This is a genomic window from Planococcus salinarum (genome assembly GCF_007004625.1).
Taxonomy (GTDB): domain Bacteria; phylum Bacillota; class Bacilli; order Bacillales_A; family Planococcaceae; genus Planococcus; species Planococcus salinarum.
Window position 1 is genome coordinate 1 of record NZ_VIFV01000035.1, and the last position, 22,783, is coordinate 22,783.

Here is a 22,783-nt window from a genome sequence, read left to right on the forward strand (position 1 = left end):
CCAGGATCAAACTCTCCATTATAGAGTAGTGTTGATTGCTCAATACTGCTGGCGCATCGCCGTCCGAAGACAAGCGATTCGCTTTTGATCTGCACGAATGCTGATCAGTAAGTTAAGTCACGAACCCGAGTAGTTCGAAGGCGGTGCTCCGATCGCCCGAAGGCGATCCTCGCAAAAGCCGTTCTCGCGCCAAGGCGCTCGTGACGTCTTTCGTTGACGTTTTGCTGTTCAGTTTTCAAGGTTCAAATTATAACGCCGCGCTCTTTGGCGACTTTATTAATATACCCTATCCACACCAGGAAGTCAATACTATTTTAAAATATTTTATCGCGTTGTTTTAAGGACATGTATTAATATAAACCGCCAGCAGGAAAAAATCAAGTGAAAACTTTAAAAAAGACTCTTTTAATTTTTGTATAGTCAATTAAGAAGAATAGAATACCAGTCAGCACTATCGTTCCCCCAATAATCTGAGTGGCGCTCAACAATTCTCCCAATATTATATACGCTAGAATAGCTGCACCGACAGGTTCAAATAAAATTGCGATTGAAATCACATTGGTGCTCACCCACTTTAAAGCCCAGTTGAATAATGTATGACCGAATAAATTCGGAATCAATGCCAAAAGCAAAAACCACATCCATTCCTGAGCCGGATATGGACCAAAAGATTCTCCCTTAATAATTATATAGAAGAATAATGTTATTGCACTTACACCATAAACTACAAATGTATAAGTCATGAGTGATAAACGTTTCCGAACATCCTGTCCGAATAATAGATAGGCCGTTATCAGGGCACATGCAATCAAGGCAAGAATGTCTCCAAATAATGCTGCACCGCTGATTTTGAAATCGCCGTATGCAATCAGAACGCTCCCACCAATTGCTATCAGTGCGGACACGATCGTTTTTGCTGACAATCGCTCTTTAAAGAAAAAGTAAGTTCCGGCAAAAGCAAACAATGGCTGCAAGGTAACCAATACGGTCGAACTTGCAACAGAAGTGTAATTCAGGGATTCAAACCACAGAATAAAATGAAAGGCTAAAAAAAATCCGGCGATGGATGTAAAGAGCCAATCTCGTTTGCTTAGTTTTTTTAATTCATGGGTATATTTTAAAAAGAATAACGGGCTCATGATCAGTATGGAAAACAGCATTCGATAAAAGGCTGTTACGCCTGAATCTGCTGTAGTCATTTTTACGAAGATTGCAGACATCGCGACGGATATGACTCCTATGATAATTGGTATGAATGGATGGATAGATGGCTTTTCCATTGTGGCACCTCAACTATTTTAATGGATTTCAATTTTTGGATTAATCATTACCGTTTAGTTTGCCATTCCTTACATATAGAAGCAACCAGAAAAATGATCGGGGGTTTTGTTGTTGGAATTTTTCAGCGCTTTACAAATTTCATCTTTAGAAACATTTCTTAAGCTTTTGATTGCTGCAAGCCTCAGCTTGGTGATCGGCCTGGAACGTGAGTTAAAGCGGAAACCAGTTGGCCTAAAAACAAGTGCCGTTATTTCTACTTTCAGTTGTCTGCTGACTATCATTTCAATCGAGTCCGCATACATTGCCCAGGGGAGTGAATACGAAAATGTCAATATTACAATGGATCCGCTGCGGTTGGCAGCCCAGATTGTTTCCGGCATCGGTTTCCTTGGAGCCGGCGTAATTCTGAAAAGAGGCAATGATTCCATATCCGGATTGACCACTGCAGCCATGATCTGGGGAGCAGGTGGAATCGGTATTGCAGTAGCCGCAGGATTTTATCTCGAAGCTTTCTTTGCTGTTCTGATTGTATTGATGGCAATAGAATTATTGCCGCCTCTCCTAAATAAAATCGGGCCATCCCGCCTACGTTTGACTGAAGCCCATTTAAAAATATTTATAGCGGAAAGGAAATACATCAAGACCGTTATTGAAGAACTGAAAAAGTCGGGACTTGTTGTTGACAGTATCTCAATTACCCATCCAGATAGTACAAAGAGCAGTGGATCAGGTTATCATGAACTTCAGATCAGGGTTTCCTTTCTTCAGGAAAAGGATACATTGGACTTGTATCAGGACATTTACTCCATTGAAAATGTAGAGCAAGTGGATATTGATATTACAAACTAAAAAACTGCTTGAGCCAGCCGGCTCAAGCAGTTTTTTTATATAGATGCCTGAAGAATTTCACGAACATCCTTATCATTCAATTTATTGAAATTCCCGAACTCTCCGTAAACTAATGTTTTTTCTACAATGGAATCGAAATTGGAATCATCAATCTTATAATCTTCGAGTCGCGTTGGCGCTCCCAAAGATGTCCAAAAAGCTGACAGACGTTCGATTCCTTCAAGCGCAACCTCTTCATCCGATTTCCCTTCACCTTCAACTGCGAATACACGGACAGCCAATTGGGCAAATCTTGCAGGATTCACTTTAATATTGTGGCGCATCCAATGCGGGAATAGGATTGCCAAGCCGCCCGCATGTGGAATATCGTAGACAGCTGAAACGGCGTGCTCGATGTTGTGAGTGGCCCAGTCGCCGTTGTATCCCATCTGCAGGAAGTTGTTTAATCCCATGGTGCCTGCGAAAAGAATCGTTTCTCTGTGTTCATAGCTTTGGAGGTCTTCCATCAATTTCGGACCTGTTTCGATAACTGCCCGCAATACCCCTTCGATCATCTGGTCTTGCACCGGTGTATTGTCGGCATTGTGGAAGTATTGCTCGAACATATGCGACATCATATCGACGATTCCATATACAGTCTGGTCTTCTGGCACCGTCATTGTATATGTAGGATCCAGAACCGAGAACTTCGGAAACGAAAACGGGCTTCCCCAACCATATTTTTCTTGCGTTTCTTCATTAGTGATGACCGAACCGGCATTCATTTCAGAACCGGTAGCTGCCAATGTCAATACCGTGCCGAATGGCAAAGCCTCTTTTGGCTGTGCTTTGCGGGAAACGAAATCCCATGCATCGCCGTCGTATTTAGCACCTGACGCTATAAGTTTTGTGCAATCGATGACCGAACCGCCACCGACAGCCAAAAGCACATCAATGTTTTCATTTTTACAGATTTCAATCCCTTTTTTCGCTGTTGATAAGCGTGGGTTGGGTTCTACTCCTGCAAGTTCAAAAACTTCCATGCCTGCAGATGACAGAGTTTCCATTACCTCATCGTACAAACCATTCTTTTTGATGCTTCCCCCACCATACACGACAAGTACTTTTTTACCATATTTAGGAAGTTCTGTTTTGATAGCCTCTAATTGGCCTTTCCCGAAAATCAGTTTAACCGGATTGTAAAAAGTGAATTTATTCATTTATTGTTCAGCCTCCTCTTCCCAATATATTATGTAGCTTCTTTTTTTTAAATGCAAAAATTTGAATTAAAAAACCGCCTGGACATGAAATCCAGACGATTTTTTCAAATGATTTATACCCAACCGCGGAAACGGGCGGCTTCCGCTGTTCTGCGGGCACCAACCATATACGCAGCGAGACGCATATCAATGTTACGTGTTATAGCGACATTGTAAATGTTTTCGAAAGCATCAACTAACTTCTTGTTGAGTCTTTCGTCCACTTCTTCCTGGGTCCAATAATAGCCCTGATTGTTCTGTACCCATTCAAAGTAGGAAACAGTAACCCCACCGGAACTGGCAAGAACATCCGGCACCAACAGTACTCCCCGGTCCGTCAGCATTTTCGTAGCTTCTGCGGTTGTTGGACCATTGGCTGCTTCAACTACAATTGAAGCTTTGATATCATTGGCATTTTCTGCAGTGATCTGATTCGAAATCGCAGCAGGCACAAGAATATCGCAATCAATTTCAAATAGTTCTTTATTTGTGATTGTATTGTCGAACAAATTCGTCACCATTCCGAAACTGTCACGGCGATCAAGAAGGTAATCGATATCCAAACCGTTCGGATCGTGTAAAGCTCCGTGCGCATCGGAAATTCCAACTACTTTAGCTCCCGCATCATGCAGGAATTTCGCAAGGAAACTCCCCGCATTACCGAACCCTTGAATCACTACACGGACTCCTTGCATTTCGAGGCCGCGTTTTTTTGCCGCTTCGTTGATGACAATTGTAACGCCCTGGGCAGTGGCTTTATCCCGCCCTTGTGAACCACCGAGGACAATCGGTTTCCCTGTAATGAAACCCGGTGAATTGAATTCATCAATTTTACTGTATTCATCGAACATCCAGGCCATGATTTGAGAATTTGTAAAGACGTCCGGAGCTGGAATATCTTTGTTCGGTCCAACTATCTGACTGATGGCGCGGACATAACCGCGGCTCAACATTTCGATTTCGCGCATGGACATTTCACGCGGATCACAAATGATTCCGCCTTTCCCGCCACCATAAGGAAGATCGACAATTCCGCATTTCAAAGTCATCCACATCGAAAGGGCAATGACTTCATCGCGGTTGACATCCGGATGGAAACGCACTCCGCCCTTGGTAGGACCTACGGCATCGTTATGCTGTGCACGAAATCCGGTGAATACTTTTGTTGATCCATCGTCCATACGAACAGGAATGCGTACTTCCAGAATTCGCATAGGTTCTTTCAGAAGTTCGTACATCGACTCATCGTATCCTAGCTTTTCCAATGCAATTTTAATAACGTTCTGTGTTGACGTCAACAAGTTCAAGTTTTCAGCCATTTTTTAAGTTCGCCTCTTTGTATTTTAGTAATTACTCCGCATTCAGTGTAACACAATCAGACAATGCTTTGCCAGATACATCTTATTTTGTGAACACCTTGCGAATCCGCTCCAGAGCCCAGTCCAATTCTTCCTTGCTGATGATCAGCGGTGGAGCAAAACGGATTACTGTATCATGAGTTTCTTTGCATAATAAGCCGAGCTCTTTCAGTTCTTCACAATAAGGTCGTGCAGCTTCGTTCAATTCCATTCCGATGAACAAACCGCGTCCGCGAACTTCTTTAATGGAAGGATGTGAAATTTCCTTTAACTGGCCCATGAAGTATTCGCCCAGTTCCCGGGAACGTTCTGCCAGCTTTTCGTCCTGTAAAACTTCAATAGAAGCGATCGATACTGCACATGCCAGAGGGTTTCCTCCAAATGTTGAACCGTGCGACCCTGGATTGAAGACGCCCAGAATTTCATCGTCAGCTACTACACATGAAATCGGGAACACTCCCCCACCAAGTGCTTTGCCAAGAATATACATATCCGGCTCTACATCTTCCCATTCACAAGCGAACATTTTGCCTGTCCGGCCAAGACCAGCCTGAATTTCATCAGCAATGAATAATACATTGTGTTCGCGGCAAAGCTCTCTTGCAGCTTTCATGAAGCCTGGTGGTGGGATGATGATTCCGGCTTCTCCCTGAATCGGCTCGATCAGGAATGCAGCTGTATTCGGAGTGATGGCATTTTTCAAAGCTTCCAAATCGCCATAAGGAACGATATTGATGCCGGGCAGCATCGGGCCAAAGCCTTTACGGTAATCCGGGTCGGACGATAATGAGACTGCTGTCATCGTACGGCCGTGGAAGTTCCCTTCACAGGCGATGATTTCGGCTTTGTTCTCTTCAACACCTTTTACATCATATGCCCAGCGGCGAGCAGCTTTGACAGCTGTTTCCACTGCTTCTGCACCTGTGTTCATCGGTAAAGCCATTTCTTTTCCAGAGACTTTACAGATCAATTCATACCAGGGAGCAAGCATATCATTATGGAATGCTCGGGAAGTAAGCGTTACACGATCAGCCTGGTCTTTAAGAGCCTGGATGATTTTCGGGTGTCTATGCCCTTGGTTGACGGCTGAATACGCCGACAGCATATCCATGAATTTATTGCCTTCCGGATCTTTTACCCATACACCTTCAGCTTCCGCGATCACGATTGGCAGCGGATGATAGTTGGGTGCACCGTATTTTTCTGTTTGTTTGATGATGTCCTGTGTCTTTGTCATTCAAAGTTCCTCCTTTTGAAAAAGGCAGACTTGCAGTCTGCCTCCTTAAATAATATTTGAATTTCCAGAAGTTGATTAAAACATTTCAGAAGTTGTTTTTGCCTGCATGTGAAGAGGGATATAATCCGGTCCGCCCGCTTTAGAGTCTGTTCCGGACATATTAAATCCTCCGAATGATTGGTAACCGACAATTGCACCTGTGCATCCACGGTTAAAGTAAAGATTACCGACGTGGAATTCTTCACGTGCATATTCAAGGTGTTCGCGGTTGTTTGTTACAACAGCACCAGTCAAACCATATTCTGTGTTGTTGGCAATAGCGATCGCTTCTTTGAAATCTTTTGCTTTCATCAGGCCGACAACCGGTCCGAAGATTTCTTCCTGCATGATGCGCGCTTTTGGATCAAGATCAGCGAAGACTGTCGGGTTTACGAAGAAACCTTTTGAATCATCTCCGTCTCCACCGGCAACCAGGCGGCCTTCGCCTTTGCCGATTTCGATGTAATCCATGATTTTTTTATAGGAATTTCTGTCGATGACAGGACCCATATAATTGTTTTGGTCAACCGGATCGCCGATTGTCAATTCTTTCGTCAATTCGATGACGCGTTCAAGGACTTGATCGTATGCATCTTCTACGATTACTGCACGGGATCCTGCGGAACATTTCTGACCGCTGAAGCCGAATGCCGATTTCACAATTGCTTGTGCTGCAAGTTCAAGATCCCCGTTTGAATCAACGACCATTGTGTTTTTGCCGCCCATTTCTGCAATCAAGCGTTTCATCCAGATTTGTCCTTCGTTCACTTTTGAAGAGCGATCCGCGATGCGAAGGCCGACTTCTTTTGAACCAGTGAATGAGATGAAGCGTGTGTTCGGGTGGTCTACAAGATAGTCGCCCACTTCAGAACCCGGTCCCGGAATATAGTTGACGACGCCTTTTGGCATGCCCGCTTCTTCCAGAACTTCGATGAATTTATACGCTACAACCGGAGTCGCGGAAGCCGGTTTCAATAGAACCGTATTTCCTGCAACCATCGCCGCAGCAGTCGTACCCGCCATAATGGCAAATGCGAAGTTCCAAGGTGAAATGACCACTCCCACTCCTAGAGGAATATAAGAGTAGCGGTTGTCCTCGCCTGGACGGCTTTCAACATGCATGCCATCTTTAAGGCGCAGCATCTGGCGGCCGTAGTATTCAAGGAAATCGATCGCTTCTGCAGTATCTGCATCCGCTTCGTTCCATGGCTTCCCTGCTTCTTTTGTTAACAGTGCAGAGAATTCATGTTTGCGGCGGCGAATGATGGCAGCAGCCCGGAACAATACGTCAGCGCGCACTTCAGGTTTTACTTTTTTCCAAGTTTTAAAGGCTTCATCAGCGCTTTGCATCGCCTTTTCTGCCAATTCTTTGTTTGATTTTGAAACGCGCCCAATGATCTCTTCTCTATTTGCCGGGTTGAATGAAACGATTTTATCTTCCGTCGTCACACGTTCTCCACCGATGATCAATGGATAGTCCTGGCCCAGATAAGCTTCGACAGTTTTCATACCTTCCAAGTAATCGTTGCGGTTCTTGTCGATCGAGAAATCTGTGAATGGTTCGTGTTTGTAGGGAATCATAGATAAATCCTCCTTGAATATGGTTTGAGTGCAAAAAAAATTTGCACTTATAAAGCGTTTCCACTTATAATAATGCAAAAGATCTCTGCATAAATCAACTGTTTTCATTTGAAATATTAAAAAAAATTTGAGGTGGCTAATTTGAAGCAATTGAAACTGGATCTATCTCCCTTCTATAAATTCGCTTCAGAGCACGTGGCTGTAGGCTTACATGCTGTTGACACAAAAGGGAAAACGATTTTATACAATAAAAAGATGAAAGATATTGAAGGCTTCGATTTTGAGGAATTAGCAGATCGTTCGTTGTTGGAGATGTTCCGGTTCGATCAGGAAGAAAGTACTTTGCTGAAAGTTCTGCAGAGCGGTTCAGCCGTTTTGAATTCCAAACAGACTTATTGGAACCGAAAAGGACAGGAAATCACAACCATTAATGATACCTACCCCGTTATTGAGAACGGAGAATTACTCGGTGCCATTGAATTGGCACGGGATGTCACCACTTTGGAAAAGGTTGTCTACCAGCCTTTGAAGAAATACGAAGAACCTATCACCTTTAAAAGCATAACTGCTGTTTCGGCCAGTATGAAAAAAGTGATTGCAACAGCTGAAAAAGCCGCATCTGCCCAACTTCCGGTTTTACTGGTCGGTGAATCCGGCACAGGGAAAGAGTTGGTTGCAGAAGCCATTCACCGTGCACATGCAAATGGTTCTCAAGAAATGGCGATTCTATTTTCTCACGGAACCACGGTAGAATCGGTTGAACAGATGTCTGAGGAGATGAAAAAACGAAGAGGTGGAACCGTTTATTGCGAAAGAATCGATATGCTGACATTGTCTATGCAATCAAAGCTTCTGGACATGGTCAAGGAACATTCCGGCAGTGACACTTATTTCATCGCCAGCGTCGGTGAAGATCCTGTTGAATTGATTTCGGGGCAAAAGCTGTTGAAGGATCTTTATTACTTCTTTTCGGCAATGGCGATTCCCATCCAACCGCTGCGCAGAAGAAAAGAAGATATCATTCCTTTTGTTCTGGATTATTTCTCCCGGCACCGGATGAAGTTCGGTTCGATGGTACGAAACGTCGATGATCAGGTGGAGAGCTTGCTGCTTTCCTATGATTGGCCAGGGAATTTAAAGGAGCTTGAATTGCTGCTCGACGAAATTACTTCCCTGCTGACAACAGAAGAGATTGTCGGCTTCGATCTGCTGCCTTATCATTTCAAGTTAAAAACCAAAAAAACCGGTTCATTAAAGCCGGAAGATTTTATCGTCCATTCAAACAAAGAACTGCTTCCGTTGGAAGAGTATCTGTTTGAAGCCGAAATGTATTACCTGCAAAAAGCGATGGACCTGCACAACGACAATGTGACAAAAGCGGCTGCCGCTCTTGGCATGAGCCGGCAGAACCTGCAGTACCGTTTGCGGAAAATAAAAAAAAATGAAGGACAGACCTGAGTCTGCCCTTCATTTTTTATTTGTTCCTTATTGTCCAGACTCCAGCGGCCCAGCTCTTCGGGTCATAAGCCGATCTAGCTACGCGGCTGAAAAGATGCCGCTTCGCTATTCCGTCTTATGCCTTTCAGAGCTTAACGGGCGCTTTCGCTTTTCTTTGTCCAGACTCCAGCGGCCCAGCTCTTCGGGTCATAAGCCGATCTAGCTACGCGGCTGAAAAGATGCCGCTTCGCTATTCCGTCTTATGCCTTTCAGAGCTTAGCGGGCGCTTTCGCTTTTCTTACTTACTGTCCAGAACGTTTGATCCACTCTTGCATTTTGTCTTTCAACGAGTTGAATCCTTCAGAATCATTTTCGTTAACATGCGACTGAAGAGACTGTTTTGGTTTCTCAGTGCGCTGAGCTGCCGGTGGCTGCTCCTGCAATGCACGGATTGAAAGGCTGATTTTTTTAGATTTCTCATCAACTTCCAAAACTTTTACGTCTACTTCTTGTCCTACTTCCAGATATTCACTTACTTCTTTTACGTATCCGTGAGTGATTTCTGAGATGTGGACCAAGCCTTGAGTCTGATCATCCAATGCCACGAAAGCTCCGTACGGCTGGATTCCTGTTACTTTACCTGATACTGTGTCACCTGTTTGATATGTCTTTGTCATGTTCTACCCGCTCCTAGTCTTATCTGGATTATCCTGTACACCTATTGGCATCTGTATATTATAGCACAGATTAACGAGCTTCGTAAATCAATAATTGAACATGTCTCCGATCATCCAAAATCCTTCCGCTTTTTCCATGGGCAAATAACGGCTGTCTTCCATTGAATCGGACTTCACGATGATATCAACATTGCCGCGGATGCCATGAATATCCATGTTGAATGCATCGACATTAAAGGATATAGCGGTCATTTTAGAATAAACCGTCAGATGTCCGCCGATCCACCGCTCTTGAAATTCCTCATCGCTGATGGACTCATCCGTTTCATAGACCAGCAATCGCATCGTTTTCAGATCTTCTTTTTCCAGAGCCAGCAGGAAGACCCCCGCTATTTCTGCCGGTGTAGCCCTGTCCATCGCTTCTAATTCTGCAGATGATGCTATCTCGTTGTAATAGCGTTGCACATTTGAGTCGTAGTCGTCGAAGTTTTCATCTCTGGTATAGTATTCATCCAGCTGGTGCTGCATCAGCCAGATTTGATCCTTTTCAGTGACAAGCGTCATGTGCTGCATCATTCGATAATCGCTTTCGATTTCCACATTCTGGCCGAAAGCCATGATCCGAAGTTTTCTGCCCATCCGTTGCATGTTTTCCCCATAAATTTCGATGTGGCGCAATTTCTCGGTTATTTCCGGCCGTTTTTTCCAATTGCTTGTGTATTCCTCGAGCGACGGCTTGAGTTCATCATCAGCCGTCAGGTGCCACATCGTTTCAATGTCTTCGATTTTATTGGCGTAATGGTAGAGCTTGACGATTTCCATCGGTGCGACACCCGACAGGACCTCGAGGTTATGATTTGCTGAAAACTCTTCATAAAGCATTTGAATGTCGCTGTAATCATAATCTTCCAGCTGCAGTGTTTCAGTCTCAACGGTTACATCTGAATTCGGCATTTTTTCAGCCAGTTCCCCGTTGTTCTCCATATCGATGGCATAGAGAATATCGGGAGGAGCCAGTTCGTCGTAATGCGCGGACTCTGTCCAGCCACTCGCTTCAAATTCCTCCAGGATCGGCAGCATTATATATGTAACCGGATTACTGTTATGCTGCAACAGGCTGCCCCAGGCAATTTGAATTTCCTCTTTCACAATCCCCTCATCATTAAAGATCTCAATGGACTGGTCCCCTTTCAGTAAAGTGAAAAAGACTTGCATCAGTTGAGGCTCGACTTTCCCCTGCAGAATCGGGTCCGCCAGTGGGTCATTCATAAATGTCGCCATCATGATGACTGAATACGGAAGCTGCTCAATCGGCCACAGCAACCCTGATTCATCGGAAAACGGCGTATTTTGGAGAATGTCTAAATAACTAAATGATAACTGATCTGCATTAAACGGATGAATTTCATAAAATTTGTTGAGATCCCGTACCGTCCGGAAGCGATTTTCGTTGGGGTGCACCGTATATTGAAGTGTATATTCCCTTAAGGAGTCCGTCAGGTTTTCAATGGCTTCCGGATAAGTTGTCCGGTTGTAAGTCAATTTTTCAGGGGACAACACGCCGTTCACTTCAGCGATTGCCAATTCCTCATCGTATTCCTCGAGCAATCCATCCGCAATCACCATCAATTGATTCGTTTTTTCAGTGTAAATCACCAGAAAGTCGCTCACTTCCGAAGTCAATAAAGTATTATCCTCAACAGAATCCAACATGCCTTTCGGCGTGTCGATGCTCAACATCAACTTGTCGACCTGTTCCTGCATGCGTTCAGGGTCGTCGCGCAATTGTTTAACATTTTGCCGACTGAAGGTCCGCTCTTTGAGAGCGTCCGCTTTTCGGACAAATTCAAGCTGTTCGAACGTGTCAACGGGAAGTCCGAGGCGTTCCGGAGCGGAGGCACGGATTTCTTCGTACTCCGCTTCCCAATTGTCGACCATCTCATTGCTGACCGATGACGGATTTTCTTCTTCTGTTGCGCTCTGCCGGTTGTCGGCCGGTTGCTCGTTGAACAGGAATGAAGCGCCGATCACCGCTGACAGGAATAAACTGGCACCGGCAAGAATCGCGAAAGTTTTTCGGTTGACCGAGGTTTTTTCAGTCTGTACTGTTTCATGGGCCGGTTCGTCCGCTGCAATGATTTCTTCTATTAAATGATCTTTCTCCTCCGGAAACTGGATTCGGTTATAAGATTTTGCCAACAGATCCAACCGCTTTTGCATGTCTGCCTCAGATGTGGAGGCAAGCTGTCGGCGAATCTCGGCAATCGCTCTATCTGCCATAACTTCAACCGCGTCGGCAGGTTGGTCCAAAATAGAGCCGGTTTCCGCGGAATCTTTGCGGTGAAAAAAGAGCAACAGGAAAACGATCCTGTCCGAAAAAGGCAGTTTTTGGATTGCTTTATGTGTTTCCAGGTCTTCTGCAAACTTTATCGAATCGTCGATTTGATTGACCGGCTCTTCCGTCTGTTCTTTTTTCAGAACCCGAACCGCACCCTGCATGATGCGGTTCTCCGTATTCTGACCATCCACTGTTTGGAGTAAATTGCTGATTTCTTTCATCACTTCTAATTGAAAACTGTCCACTTTATCTTTGGGTATGCCAGCCTGGTAGGCAAGCCTGGAAATCATGTCCCGATAAGGCTGAAACCAAGCAACAAAAGCCTGCCTGTCACCATCTTTCGCTTTTTCCAATAAATCATCTGATTGCATTTCAAGGGCCCCTTTTAAAATTGAAATATTCAACCTCTTCCTTTATATGTTTATTATACGTTGCTAATTCAATGAAGTTTCAAATTTATCTATTTTTTTAGAGTTGGCTCGTGTAGAATGAGAAAATCTAATTGATATAGGAGTGAGGAAAATGGAGAAACGTGAACAATGGACATCGAAACTCGGATTCATCCTGGCAGCAGCCGGGAGCGCAATCGGATTGGGGGCAATCTGGAAATTCCCATATGAAACAGGCGCTAACGGAGGCAGTGTTTTTATACTATTATTCATCATCAGCACCATCTTCATCGGGTTGCCGATTTTGCTTGCAGAATTCGTCATCGGACGACGCGGACAGGCAGATGCCGTCACTGGCCTAAAGAAACAGGCACCCGGTAAACCGTGGTTTCTGATTGGCTGGTCAGGCTTCATCTTTTCATTCCTGATCTTGTCTTTTTACAGCGTGGTCGGCGGGTGGATCCTATCATACCTCGCACGCGCGATTTTCTTCCAGCTATCGGATTATAACGACACCGGTTTTGCCGATCTGTTCACCGGCATCATAGCGAACCCCGTTGAAGTATTAGTTGCTCAGGCAGCCTTTATGCTTTTGACTGTATGGATCGTACACGGGGGCATCAAATCCGGGATTGAACGCGCCAGCAAAATCATGATGCCGGCGTTGCTGATTTTCTTTGTCATATTAATGATCCGCTCTTTGACACTTGACGGTGCCATGGAAGGGATCAGGTTTATGTTCGTGCCGGATTGGTCTTTCTTTACCTTCGAGACGGCTCTTACCGCTCTTGGGCAGGCATTCTTCTCATTGAGTGTAGGGGTAGCCGGAATGATCACATATGCTTCCTACTTGCCAAAAACGGAAAACCTTGGCCGTTCCGCCGTCAGCGTAGTAAGTTTGAATATTATTATCTCAATAATGGCGGGTCTCATCATTTTCCCTGCGGTTTTCGCTTTGGATTATCTGCCTGACCAGGGGCCTGGCTTAGTATTCATCATCCTGCCGGCTATTTTCAATGAACTATTCATGGGACAATACCTGATCATCCTGTTTTTCGTTCTTTTGCTTTTCGCAACTTTGACTTCTTCCATTTCTATGCTGGAAATTTCGGTGTCGATTGCTGTGAAGGACAAATACGACAGACGCGGGAAAATCTCCTGGCTTGCTGGCCTTGCGATTTTCATCGTAGGAATTCCAAGCGCGTTGTCATTCGGAATCTTCTCTGACACCATTTTCTTCGGCTATACATTTTTTGACTTTGTCGATATTTTAACCAGTAAAATAGGATTGCCTCTAGGCGCTTTGTTCATCTCACTGTTTGCGGGTTATGTGTTGACCAAGAAAGATGCTCATGCTGAAATGTACGAGCAGAAAGTTTTGGTTGATATTTGGCGGGTGCTTTTACGATATGTTGCCCCGATTGCCATCATTATTGTGTTTGTTCAGGGAATTATTGATATCTTCTGAAAACTGTTCAAAATCTGACATATTTTCGTATAACATAATAGAGTTAATATGGTATTCTTTAATTAGAAGATAGGACCATTTAAAAGGGGGGTATGAATATGCGTAAAGATTTGCACACCCAACTGAAGTTTTTGCGTGAAGAGCGTAATTTGTCACTCGACGACCTTGCCTTAAAAACAAGAGTCGGAGCGACGCGCCTCCACTCATACGAAACAGGGGAAGAAATTCCTTCTGTACAGACAATCATGAAGCTTTCAAACGCACTGGAAGTCCCTGCTTCCAATCTGCTGGATGGCGTGGAACCTGTAGGACAGTAAAGAAAAAAGAGTTTCCGGTTGAAAATCGCCGGAAACTCTTTTTTATTGGTATGTCGGACATATGCAAATCAGAACACAATTTACAGCAGCTCAGAAACGCAATTGTCGCCGCTGATGGGAAACTTGCTTTAAAGTTATCAATGCTCACCAGATGCATTCAGTGATTCACATAAGTTCTTCACTTAACATTCACTTATTCAAACAGCTATACTATCATTGAAACCAAAAAGAAATGAGGAGATTCGGTTGAATTTATTCGAAGAAGTGTATGAACGGAGAAAAACCCGCTCAATCAAATGGGACTTGATGGAAATGATCTACGAAATCGAAGACGCATCAGAAATATTGCCTCTTTGGGTAGCAGATATGGATTTTCCTGCTCCTCCTCCCGTCATTGATGCGTTGAAAAAGCGGCTTGAACATCCGATTCTCGGTTATACGTATATCGATGATGGCTGTAAAAGAGCGATAGCCCACTGGCAATCCAAACGCAATGACTGGCAGGTTGAAGAAGAAGAAATCATGTTCCAGAGCGGGGTAATCCCGGCAATGGCGGCCATTCTGCAGGTTTTCACCAATCCTGGAGACTCGGTCGTGGTAACACCGCCTGTTTACCCCCCCTTCTTTTCAATTCCACAAAACCAGGGAAGAAAAGTCCTGTACAGTGAGATGAAAGAAACGAACGGAGAATATACACTCGATTATGAAGATTTGGAAGAGAAGTTTAAGACGGCCACTTTCTTCATCTTCTGCCACCCGCACAACCCGGGAGGCAAAGTTTGGAAAGAAGATGAAATGAACGAAATTCTGCGGCTTGCCGAAAAACATGACGTGCTGATCATTTCAGATGAAATTCATTCCGATCTGGTGTTAAAAGCGCATCAGCATATTCCACTTGCCAAGCTCGCAGGTGATCAGGCGCACCGCATTTTCACTTGCATCGCACCAACCAAGACATTCAATCTGGCCGGCATCCAGGCATCGATGCTGATTGTCACCGATCCGAAAAAAAGGCTGCGGCTGGAAAATCATGCAGCCGCCAATGGCACCGGCATGATGAACGCATTTGCTCCTGTCGCTTTACAGGCGGCATACGAAGAAGGCGAAGCCTGGCTTGATGAGTTACTGGAAGTTCTCTCTTCCAACATGGACTATGTCATTGAAAAACTTGGCGCCTCCATTCCATCAATCAAGATAGCCAAGCCTGAAGCCACTTATCTGATGTGGCTGGACTGCCGCGATCTTGGATTGGAAGAGTCGGAGATCATGAAGAAGCTTCTTCATGACGGCAAGGTTGCACTGGAACCCGGTTCGAAATACGGAGAACCCGGAACAGGATTCCTCCGCCTGAATGTGGCGTGTCCACGCTCAATGCTTGAAGACGGCGTTGAACGGATTATCAAAGCGCTTGGATGAATTGAATTTTGTACATCAAAAGCAAAAAAGGGAAGATCCGCAATGGATCTTCCCTTTTTTATTGTCCAGCCTGTGTCTTTTTCACTCTTGGATAATGTCGATCGATTCAATTATTACGTCGTCAACAGGACGGTCTCCCGCGCCTACTTCAACTTCAGCAATGGCATCGATGAGGTCCATTCCTTCAATCACTTGGCCAAAGACGGTGTGCTTGCCATCAAGCCAAGGTGTGCCCCCGTTGGCTGCATATTCCTCTTTGACTTTTTCCGGATATTCAGCCGGTGGAAGGCCTTCTTCCGGCAATTCAGGCAGCTGGACGATAAAGAATTGGCTGCCGTTCGTTTTCGGGCCTGCATTCGCCATGGACAATGCACCACGGAAATTATAAAGCCGGTCAGAAAATTCATCTTCAAAACCTTCTCCGTAAATGCTTTCTCCCCCGCGGCCGGTTCCTTCAGGGTCTCCCCCCTGGATCATAAAATCTTTGATGACCCGGTGGAAAATGACGCCATCGTAATAGCCGTCTTTTGCATGAGTCAGAAAGTTCTCGACTGTCTTCGGTGCCAGCTCAGGGAATAGTTTTATCGTGATGGTGCCCATCGAGGTGTTCATATCCACCAAGGCCTCATCTTCTGCGACTTCATCAGTCAATTGTGGAAAATTCGTTGCAGTTTCGGTTGCACTGCCCGTTTCATCTTGCGTTGTCTCTTGTTCTGTTTCCTGTGAACCACAGGCGGCGAGTAAGGCCGTTGCCAACAAAATCGGCATCAATAGTTTTTTCATTTCGCATTCACCCCGCTCCATTCTATATAAGTTGAATGGAAGAATCAACATAAATATGCCGCTTCGGCGCTTTGGACGTATGGCTAATGCAGTCGATTGTTTCCGCCTAATTTAATGTATAAAAATTTCGGAAAACACCGGTAATTTTTCTTCCTTTTTTCGAGTAACGAAATAATATATAATGGATACAGATGCACGGTTCAGAAAGAAGGTACTTGTGATGGATGTGCAAAAACGAAATTTCATAATCATTATGTTCACAAATTTTCTCGTAGCAGGCAGCACCACAATGATTATGCCCTTTTTATCACTGTATATCGAATCTCTCGGCGACTTTTCCGATGAATATGTCCAGCGCTGGGCAGGCCTCGTCTTTGGGGTCACGTTTGTTGCGGCTTTATTCATGTCTCCGATTTGGGGGCGCATCGCAGACCGCTATGGCTACAAGCCGATATTGATCATCAACGGTTTCGGCATCGCCATCAGCATTTACCTGATGGGAACAGCCGATTCGGTTCATGAACTGTTCATTCTGCGGCTGTTCATGGGCGTTGTAACAGGATTCATCCCGACTTCACTGGCCTTTGTCAGTGCACAGACTCCCAAAGAAACCGCCGGTAAAACTTTGGGTACACTGCAGATGGGCAGTGTTGCGGGAACTTTATTCGGTCCGGTAATCGGTGGGCTGATGGCTGATGCTTTTGGCTTTGACTATACATTCATTATTACCGCCATCGTCATCGGAATCGCAGCCTCGCTGGTAGCTCTTGGTATTAAGGAAACAAAAAAGGTTTTCAACAAAGACGCACATGTTTATGCGCGCAAAACGATTATCCAGGGAATTGTTCATCACCGTCTGCTGATTAACGTCATGATCATCACCAGCCTCATTCAAGTGGGGAATTTCAGTATTCAGCCGTTATTGTCTCTCTATGTTGCAGAATTGACGGTCGACAGTTCGCAGGTTGCGTTTCTTGCCGGTGTGACATTCAGCGCTGCCGGAGTCGGCAATCTGCTGTTTGCCCGACGGTGGGGGCGGCTTGGAGATTCGATCGGCTATGAAAAAGTTCTGGGCTTTCTGCTGTTGCTGTCATTCCTGTTCATCGTGCCGCAGGCTTTCGTAACAGATTTATGGCAATTGATCCTGCTCCGTTTGCTTTTCGGCATTGCGGTCGGCGGGATGATTCCTACGACTACAGCCTTGATGCGCCGGGAAGCGCCGGTTGAAATTCAAGGAGAAATCATGGGCTACAACACCAGCTTCCGGTTCCTCGGCAATATTGTCGGGCCGGTTTTTGGCGGTATCATCAGTGGCTTTATCGGAATTTCTTCTGTCTTCATCGTTACAGGCGTATTGTTCGTTTTGGCGTTCGTGTTCTTAAAATATACATTGGCGAAACCCGATCAGGATTTCGAAGACGTATTGCTGGAGCAGGAAATGAAATCGATGTGATCTGCCCGGAACAAACCGGACTGTATTTTCGACTTTCTGTTCTTATGCAAAAAGCCAGGTGGATTCTTTTTGGGAATCCGCTTTTTTCATTGTTTTCAGGTCCGGCCAGGCAAGAAAGTTAAATTTTTTTGAGTGAGTTTCTTCCTATCTTTATAACCGGCTGAAAATGCTCCTGTTTGCTTTCAAATAAACGTCCAACAATGCAAAGCCCCGGAAATTAAGTTATAATTTTTTTAGTTACTCATCATGTTTATGCTCGAAAGGAGGATTCTTTTGTCACTCGTATTTTTGATTTTTCTGCCCATACTCGCAGCCCTGTTTATACCGCTGCTATTCAAGAAAGTCGGACAGATCCATACGGGTTGGTTCGTTTTGCTCGTACCAACAGTATTGTTCATCTATTATTCCACATTGCTGCCAACAATCGCAGAAGGCGGCAGTCGGATGTCCCAATTGCAATGGATTCCTTCGCTTGATATTGCTTTCATCGCATATATCGACGGATTGAGTCTCCTGTTCTCAATGCTTATAACCGGTATTGGAGCCTTAGTCGTGCTCTATTCCATATTTTATCTGGATAAGTACCGTGAACAATTACATAACTTCTATGTTTATCTCCTGATGTTCATGACAGCGATGCTCGGGGTTGTTCAGTCTGACCACCTGATATCGCTTTATCTGTTTTGGGAGCTGACCTCCATATCATCCTTCCTGCTGATCGGCTATTGGTATACGCGCGACCGGTCCAGATTCGGCGCGTTAAAATCAATGATTATTACCGTGTTCGGCGGATTGATGATGCTCGGGGGCTTCGTGTTGCTGAGTATCATGGGCAATACGTATTCAATCCGTGAACTGATTGCACAGGCACCGGAACTTGTGAATCATGACTTCTTTGTGTGGGCGCTCGTGCTGATTCTGCTCGGTGCCTTTACGAAATCCGCACAATTTCCGTTTTATATCTGGTTGCCGGATGCAATGGAAGCTCCGACTCCGGTCAGCGCTTACCTGCACTCTGCGACGATGGTCAAGGCCGGGCTGTACCTGGTTGCGCGGTTCACACCTATTTTCGCCGCGTCCGGCACATGGGTATGGCTCGTTACCGGCGTCGGATTGTTTACGATGTTCTGGGCCTCTTTCTGGGCTTTGAAACAAACAGATCTGAAAGGAATTCTCGCATTCTCGACGGTATCGCAGCTCGGATTGATCATGTCCCTTCTCGGTGCTTCTGCAGCTGGGTTCCATGTCGAAAATGCTGCTGACACCTATTTCAAATACGCCGGATTTGCGGCAATCTTCCATTTGATCAACCATGCAGTTTTTAAAGGGAGTCTGTTCATGGTGGCAGGCATCATCGACCACGAAGCCGGAACACGCGACATCCGGAAACTTGGCGGCTTGATGAGCCTGATGCCGATCAGTTTTACCATCGCCATGATCGGTTCATTCTCGATGGCCGGTCTGCCGCCCTTCGGCGGATTCCTGAGCAAAGAAATGTTCTTGACGGCAATGTTGACGATGACGGAATTCGATATGTTCCAGTTTGAAACATGGGGCATCCTATTGCCGGTCATTGCCTGGATCGGCTCCGTCTTTACATTCATCTACAGTTTCTATTTCGTGTTCCGCACATTTGCCGGCAAGCACAAGCCGGAGGAATTGCCGAAGCCAGCGCACGAAGCGCCGATCGGCATGCTTCTTTCTCCCGCTTTCCTGGCAATCCTGGTATTGGTCATTTTCATCATTCCGAACATTGTGGGAGACTGGCTCGTTAAGCCAGCGGTAGCAGCGGTCCAGCCGTTCATGTATGGTTCGCCGCAGGAAGTCGATGTGCATGTTGCTTATTGGCATGGTTTCAATACAGAGCTGTTCATGACCCTCGGCATTTTTGCTGTCGGCTTCCTGATGTTCTGGACGCTCGCCAAATGGCAGAAGAGTTATGACCTGTATCCTGATACACTGACACTGAACCGATTGTACGATCATATGATGTTCCTGAGCGATATCGGTGCAAACCGCTTCTCAAGACTTTATATGACCGGCTTTATCCGGTCGTATCTGGTGTATATGTTCAGTTTCCTCATCATTATCGTATTGGGTACTTTTGTTTTAAATGAAGCATTTGCAATCGATATGAACAATCTTGCGCCTGTCGGATTGTATGAAATCGTCATTATGATTGCATTGCTCGGTTCCACTTTGACAATTCTGTTTTCAAAATCCCGTCTGACAGCCATTATTGCTCTCGGTGCAGTTGGATATTCAGTGGCGTTGTTCTTCGTCATTTTCCGTGCGCCAGACCTTGCTTTAACGCAACTGGTCATCGAGACAATTTCTGTGGCATTGTTCCTGCTGGCCTTCTATCATTTGCCGCAGATCAGCAGAAAAGAAGAACGCATGCGCTTCCGACTGGGCAATGCGGTTATTGCGATTGGTGTCGGCGTAACGATGACACTTGTCGCGCTCACGGCCCATGCCGGCAAAGCGCTGCCATCCATTTCAGAGTTCTATAAGGAAACGGTCTACACGGAAGCGGCCGGGGGCAATATCGTCAACGTAATCCTCGTCGATTACCGTGGGTTTGATACCTTGTTTGAAATCGCCGTTCTCGGCATCGCCGGCATCGGCATCATCACCTTGATTAAGCTAAGGCTTACGAAAAAGGAGGGTCAGCATGAGAACAAATGATGTTATGCTGCAAACCGTTACGAAAGTCGTAACCTTCCTCATTCTGATGTTTGCTGTCCATATCTTTTTCGCCGGGCATTACACGCCGGGCGGCGGCTTTGTGGGCGGCTTGCTGACAGCAAGTGCCATTGTGTTGTTGATGCTTGCTTTTGGCATCAGAACGGTCAAAAAGATTGTGCCGATCAATTATGTCGTCATGACATCGGTCGGCCTGCTTGTAGCCATTTCTACAGCTTCGGCATCCGTACTGTTTGATGTCCCATTCTTCACACATGCCTATGATTATTTTGATTTGCCGCTGTTCGGCAAAACTTCCCTGCATTCTGCTTTGCTTTTCGATGTGGGAGTCTATCTGGTTGTTGTTGGCGTTACGATGACCATTATTCAAACGATTGGAGAGGATGAATAATGGAAATTATCATGTCAGTTGTCATCGGTTTTCTATTTATGGCAGCTGTTTACTTAATACTTTCAAAAAGTTTAATCCGAATCATCATTGGTACCGGCCTCCTCAGCCATGGCGCCCACCTGCTTCTCTTGACTATGGGTGGCCTTGGCGGAGAGTCCCCACCGGTTGTAGCGGAGGGAGTCTCTGTGTCCGATTATGCAGACCCTCTGCCGCAAGCTTTGATATTAACAGCGATCGTCATTTCTTTTGCTGTTACATCTTTTTTTCTGGTTGTTGCCTACCGCGCTTATCAGGAGCTCGGAACTGACAATATGGAATTAATGAAAGGAACTGAAGACCATGAGTAATTTATTATTGTTCCCGATCATGATTCCTTTGATTTTCGCTACGATCCTGATGCTGTTCCCCAAAAAAATTAAAATGCAGCGTTTGATTGCCCTGATTGGTGCAGCTGCCACCCTGTTGGCTGCAGCATTCCTGCTGGCAAAAGTTTACGGTGATGGGATTCAGGTGGTAACACTTGGAAGCTGGCCGGCACCTTTCGGCATTTCGATGGTTTCCGACCTCTTCTCCGCCCTGCTGGTTGCAACCTCGTCTTTGATTGTGTTGTTTGTTGTCCTGTACAGCTTCCCCACAATCGGCATCAGGCGTGAACAGTCATTCTATTATTCGGCCGTACTGTTCTTGATGGCCGGTGTGAATGGAGCCTTCACGACTGGAGACATATTCAACCTTTTCGTTTTTGTCGAAGTCCTGCTGATGGCTTCATATGCTCTGATCGTTCATGGCGGCGAGAAGCAGCAGCTTCGTGAATCAATCAAGTATTTACTGGTCAATATCATTTCATCCGCATTATTTGTTGTTGCTGTTGCATTTCTTTACTCAGTGACCGGAACTTTGAATATGGCGGACCTGGCTGTAAAAATTCCACAAATTGAAAACACGGGCATTTTAACCGTCATCGCTGTGCTGTTTCTGGTGGTATTTGGCTTTAAAGCAGCCATATTTCCATTATATTTCTGGCTGCCGGCTTCTTATCATGCACCGCCGATGCCAGTTCTCGCATTATTCGGTGCACTCCTGACAAAGGTCGGTGTTTATGCGATCATGCGTACATACACGCTGTTCTTTACGATGAATACCGGTTTTACCCATGAATTACTGGCCATTATTGCCATCCTTACCATTTTGGCAGGCTGTGTCGGGGCACTCGCCTATTTTGATGTCAAAAAAATTATCATCTACAATATCATCATAGCTGTCGGCGTTATCCTGTTTGGTGTTTCCCAAATGAATGAGGCCGGCGTGCAGGGGGCGATTCTTTACCTTGTGCATGACATGATGATTAAAGCGGCATTGTTTTTCCTGGTTGGCATTGTGGCGGTCATATTCGGCACTTCCAACCTTCGGCAAATGGGCGGTTTGATAAAGACCTACCCTGTACTGGGCTGGACTTATCTGATTGCAGCATTCGGCCTTGCAGGTATTCCGCCGCTCAGTGGGTTTCCCGGAAAACTGCTGATTGTGCAAGGAGGATTTGAAGGTCCGCAATTCTGGGGCAGTATTGTAATTCTTGCAACAAGCCTAATTGTGCTGTTAAGTGCAATGCGGATCTTCATCTATGCTTTCTGGGGTGAACCTGTTGAAACTAAACCTCTGAAAAAATCAGCTTATCAAGCTATGCTGATTCCTTCGATGATACTGGTTGCCATAACAGTATTCTTCGGAGTCGGCGCGGAACTCTTCATGCCATTCGTTTCTGGTGCGGCTGAAGTGCTGCTGAATCCATCGCTCTATATAGAAGCGGTATTTAAGGAGTAGATGA

The 22,783-nt window shown here is 45.4% G+C and carries 18 protein-coding genes; 10 read left to right on the top strand and 8 right to left on the bottom strand.

What is annotated here, in order from left to right; genetic code table 11:
* Positions 1–377: 377 nt before the first annotated feature.
* Entirely contained in the window at positions 378–1,280 is a 903-nt protein-coding gene (locus DIJ65_RS14590; RefSeq protein WP_117303474.1) for a DMT family transporter, read from the bottom strand.
* A 112-nt stretch (positions 1,281–1,392) separates the two neighbouring features.
* Between DIJ65_RS14590 and DIJ65_RS14595 the strand changes: the two genes are divergently transcribed.
* Positions 1,393–2,130, top strand: coding sequence for an MgtC/SapB family protein (locus DIJ65_RS14595; protein WP_117303472.1), 738 nt, complete (start codon positions 1,393–1,395; stop codon positions 2,128–2,130).
* A 35-nt stretch (positions 2,131–2,165) separates the two neighbouring features.
* Here DIJ65_RS14595 and DIJ65_RS14600 read toward each other — a convergent pair whose 3' ends face one another.
* The 4 genes from DIJ65_RS14600 to pruA form a co-directional block, all read right to left on the bottom strand.
* Positions 2,166–3,329, bottom strand: coding sequence for an iron-containing alcohol dehydrogenase (locus tag DIJ65_RS14600; RefSeq protein ID WP_117303470.1), 1,164 nt, complete (start codon positions 3,327–3,329; stop codon positions 2,166–2,168).
* 113 nt (positions 3,330–3,442) lie between these two features.
* On the bottom strand, positions 3,443–4,687 hold the full coding sequence (locus tag DIJ65_RS14605; protein WP_117303468.1) for a Glu/Leu/Phe/Val family dehydrogenase: 1,245 nt from the start codon (positions 4,685–4,687) through the stop codon (positions 3,443–3,445).
* 82 nt (positions 4,688–4,769) lie between these two features.
* Positions 4,770–5,963, bottom strand: a complete 1,194-nt coding sequence (locus tag DIJ65_RS14610) for an ornithine--oxo-acid transaminase (RefSeq protein ID WP_117303466.1) — start codon at positions 5,961–5,963, stop codon at positions 4,770–4,772.
* A 75-nt stretch (positions 5,964–6,038) separates the two neighbouring features.
* Positions 6,039–7,583: an L-glutamate gamma-semialdehyde dehydrogenase gene (pruA, locus tag DIJ65_RS14615; protein WP_117303464.1), complete on the bottom strand. Its 1,545-nt coding sequence runs from the start codon at positions 7,581–7,583 to the stop codon at positions 6,039–6,041.
* A gap of 141 nt (positions 7,584–7,724) precedes the next feature.
* Between pruA and DIJ65_RS14620 the strand changes: the two genes are divergently transcribed.
* A complete protein-coding gene (locus DIJ65_RS14620) occupies positions 7,725–9,041 on the top strand; it encodes a sigma 54-interacting transcriptional regulator (RefSeq protein ID WP_117303462.1) in 1,317 nt (438 codons plus the stop codon).
* Between the two features lie 281 nt (positions 9,042–9,322).
* On the opposite strand, the gene yugI is transcribed toward DIJ65_RS14620, so the two are convergent.
* The gene (gene yugI / locus DIJ65_RS14625; RefSeq protein ID WP_117303460.1) at positions 9,323–9,697 is read right to left on the bottom strand and encodes a S1 domain-containing post-transcriptional regulator GSP13; all 375 of its coding nucleotides are present in this window, start codon (positions 9,695–9,697) and stop codon (positions 9,323–9,325) included.
* A gap of 87 nt (positions 9,698–9,784) precedes the next feature.
* On the bottom strand, positions 9,785–12,406 hold the full coding sequence (locus DIJ65_RS14630) for an RNA polymerase sigma factor (protein WP_117303458.1): 2,622 nt from the start codon (positions 12,404–12,406) through the stop codon (positions 9,785–9,787).
* Between the two features lie 151 nt (positions 12,407–12,557).
* Here DIJ65_RS14630 and DIJ65_RS14635 point away from each other — a divergent pair, with 151 nt between their 5' ends.
* The 3 genes from DIJ65_RS14635 to DIJ65_RS14645 all read left to right on the top strand — a co-directional run bounded on the left by DIJ65_RS14635 (position 12,558) and on the right by DIJ65_RS14645 (position 15,625).
* A complete protein-coding gene (locus DIJ65_RS14635; protein WP_117303456.1) occupies positions 12,558–13,892 on the top strand; it encodes a sodium-dependent transporter in 1,335 nt (444 codons plus the stop codon).
* Between the two features lie 98 nt (positions 13,893–13,990).
* Positions 13,991–14,209 (top strand): helix-turn-helix domain-containing protein, encoded by a 219-nt coding sequence (locus DIJ65_RS14640; protein WP_117303454.1) that lies wholly within the window; start codon positions 13,991–13,993, stop codon positions 14,207–14,209.
* Positions 14,210–14,455: 246 nt separating this feature from the next.
* On the top strand, positions 14,456–15,625 hold the full coding sequence (locus DIJ65_RS14645; protein WP_117303451.1) for a MalY/PatB family protein: 1,170 nt from the start codon (positions 14,456–14,458) through the stop codon (positions 15,623–15,625).
* Between the two features lie 81 nt (positions 15,626–15,706).
* On the opposite strand, the gene DIJ65_RS14650 is transcribed toward DIJ65_RS14645, so the two are convergent.
* Positions 15,707–16,408, bottom strand: coding sequence for a peptidylprolyl isomerase (locus DIJ65_RS14650; protein ID WP_117303476.1), 702 nt, complete (start codon positions 16,406–16,408; stop codon positions 15,707–15,709).
* 220 nt (positions 16,409–16,628) lie between these two features.
* Between DIJ65_RS14650 and DIJ65_RS14655 the strand changes: the two genes are divergently transcribed.
* From DIJ65_RS14655 to DIJ65_RS14675, 5 genes are all read left to right on the top strand, one after another.
* Positions 16,629–17,861, top strand: coding sequence for an MFS transporter (locus tag DIJ65_RS14655; RefSeq protein ID WP_117303449.1), 1,233 nt, complete (start codon positions 16,629–16,631; stop codon positions 17,859–17,861).
* Positions 17,862–18,134: 273 nt separating this feature from the next.
* Complete coding sequence (locus tag DIJ65_RS14660; RefSeq protein WP_117303447.1) at positions 18,135–20,549, top strand: Na+/H+ antiporter subunit A; 2,415 nt, start codon at positions 18,135–18,137, stop codon at positions 20,547–20,549.
* Complete coding sequence (locus DIJ65_RS14665) at positions 20,536–20,958, top strand: Na(+)/H(+) antiporter subunit B (RefSeq protein WP_117303445.1); 423 nt, start codon at positions 20,536–20,538, stop codon at positions 20,956–20,958. Before DIJ65_RS14660 ends, DIJ65_RS14665 begins: the two co-directional genes overlap by 14 nt.
* The gene (locus DIJ65_RS14670; RefSeq protein WP_071152466.1) at positions 20,958–21,305 is read left to right on the top strand and encodes a Na(+)/H(+) antiporter subunit C; all 348 of its coding nucleotides are present in this window, start codon (positions 20,958–20,960) and stop codon (positions 21,303–21,305) included. Before DIJ65_RS14665 ends, DIJ65_RS14670 begins: the two co-directional genes overlap by 1 nt.
* Positions 21,298–22,779: a Na+/H+ antiporter subunit D gene (locus DIJ65_RS14675; RefSeq protein ID WP_117303443.1), complete on the top strand. Its 1,482-nt coding sequence runs from the start codon at positions 21,298–21,300 to the stop codon at positions 22,777–22,779. Before DIJ65_RS14670 ends, DIJ65_RS14675 begins: the two co-directional genes overlap by 8 nt.
* Positions 22,780–22,783: the final 4 nt, after the last annotated feature.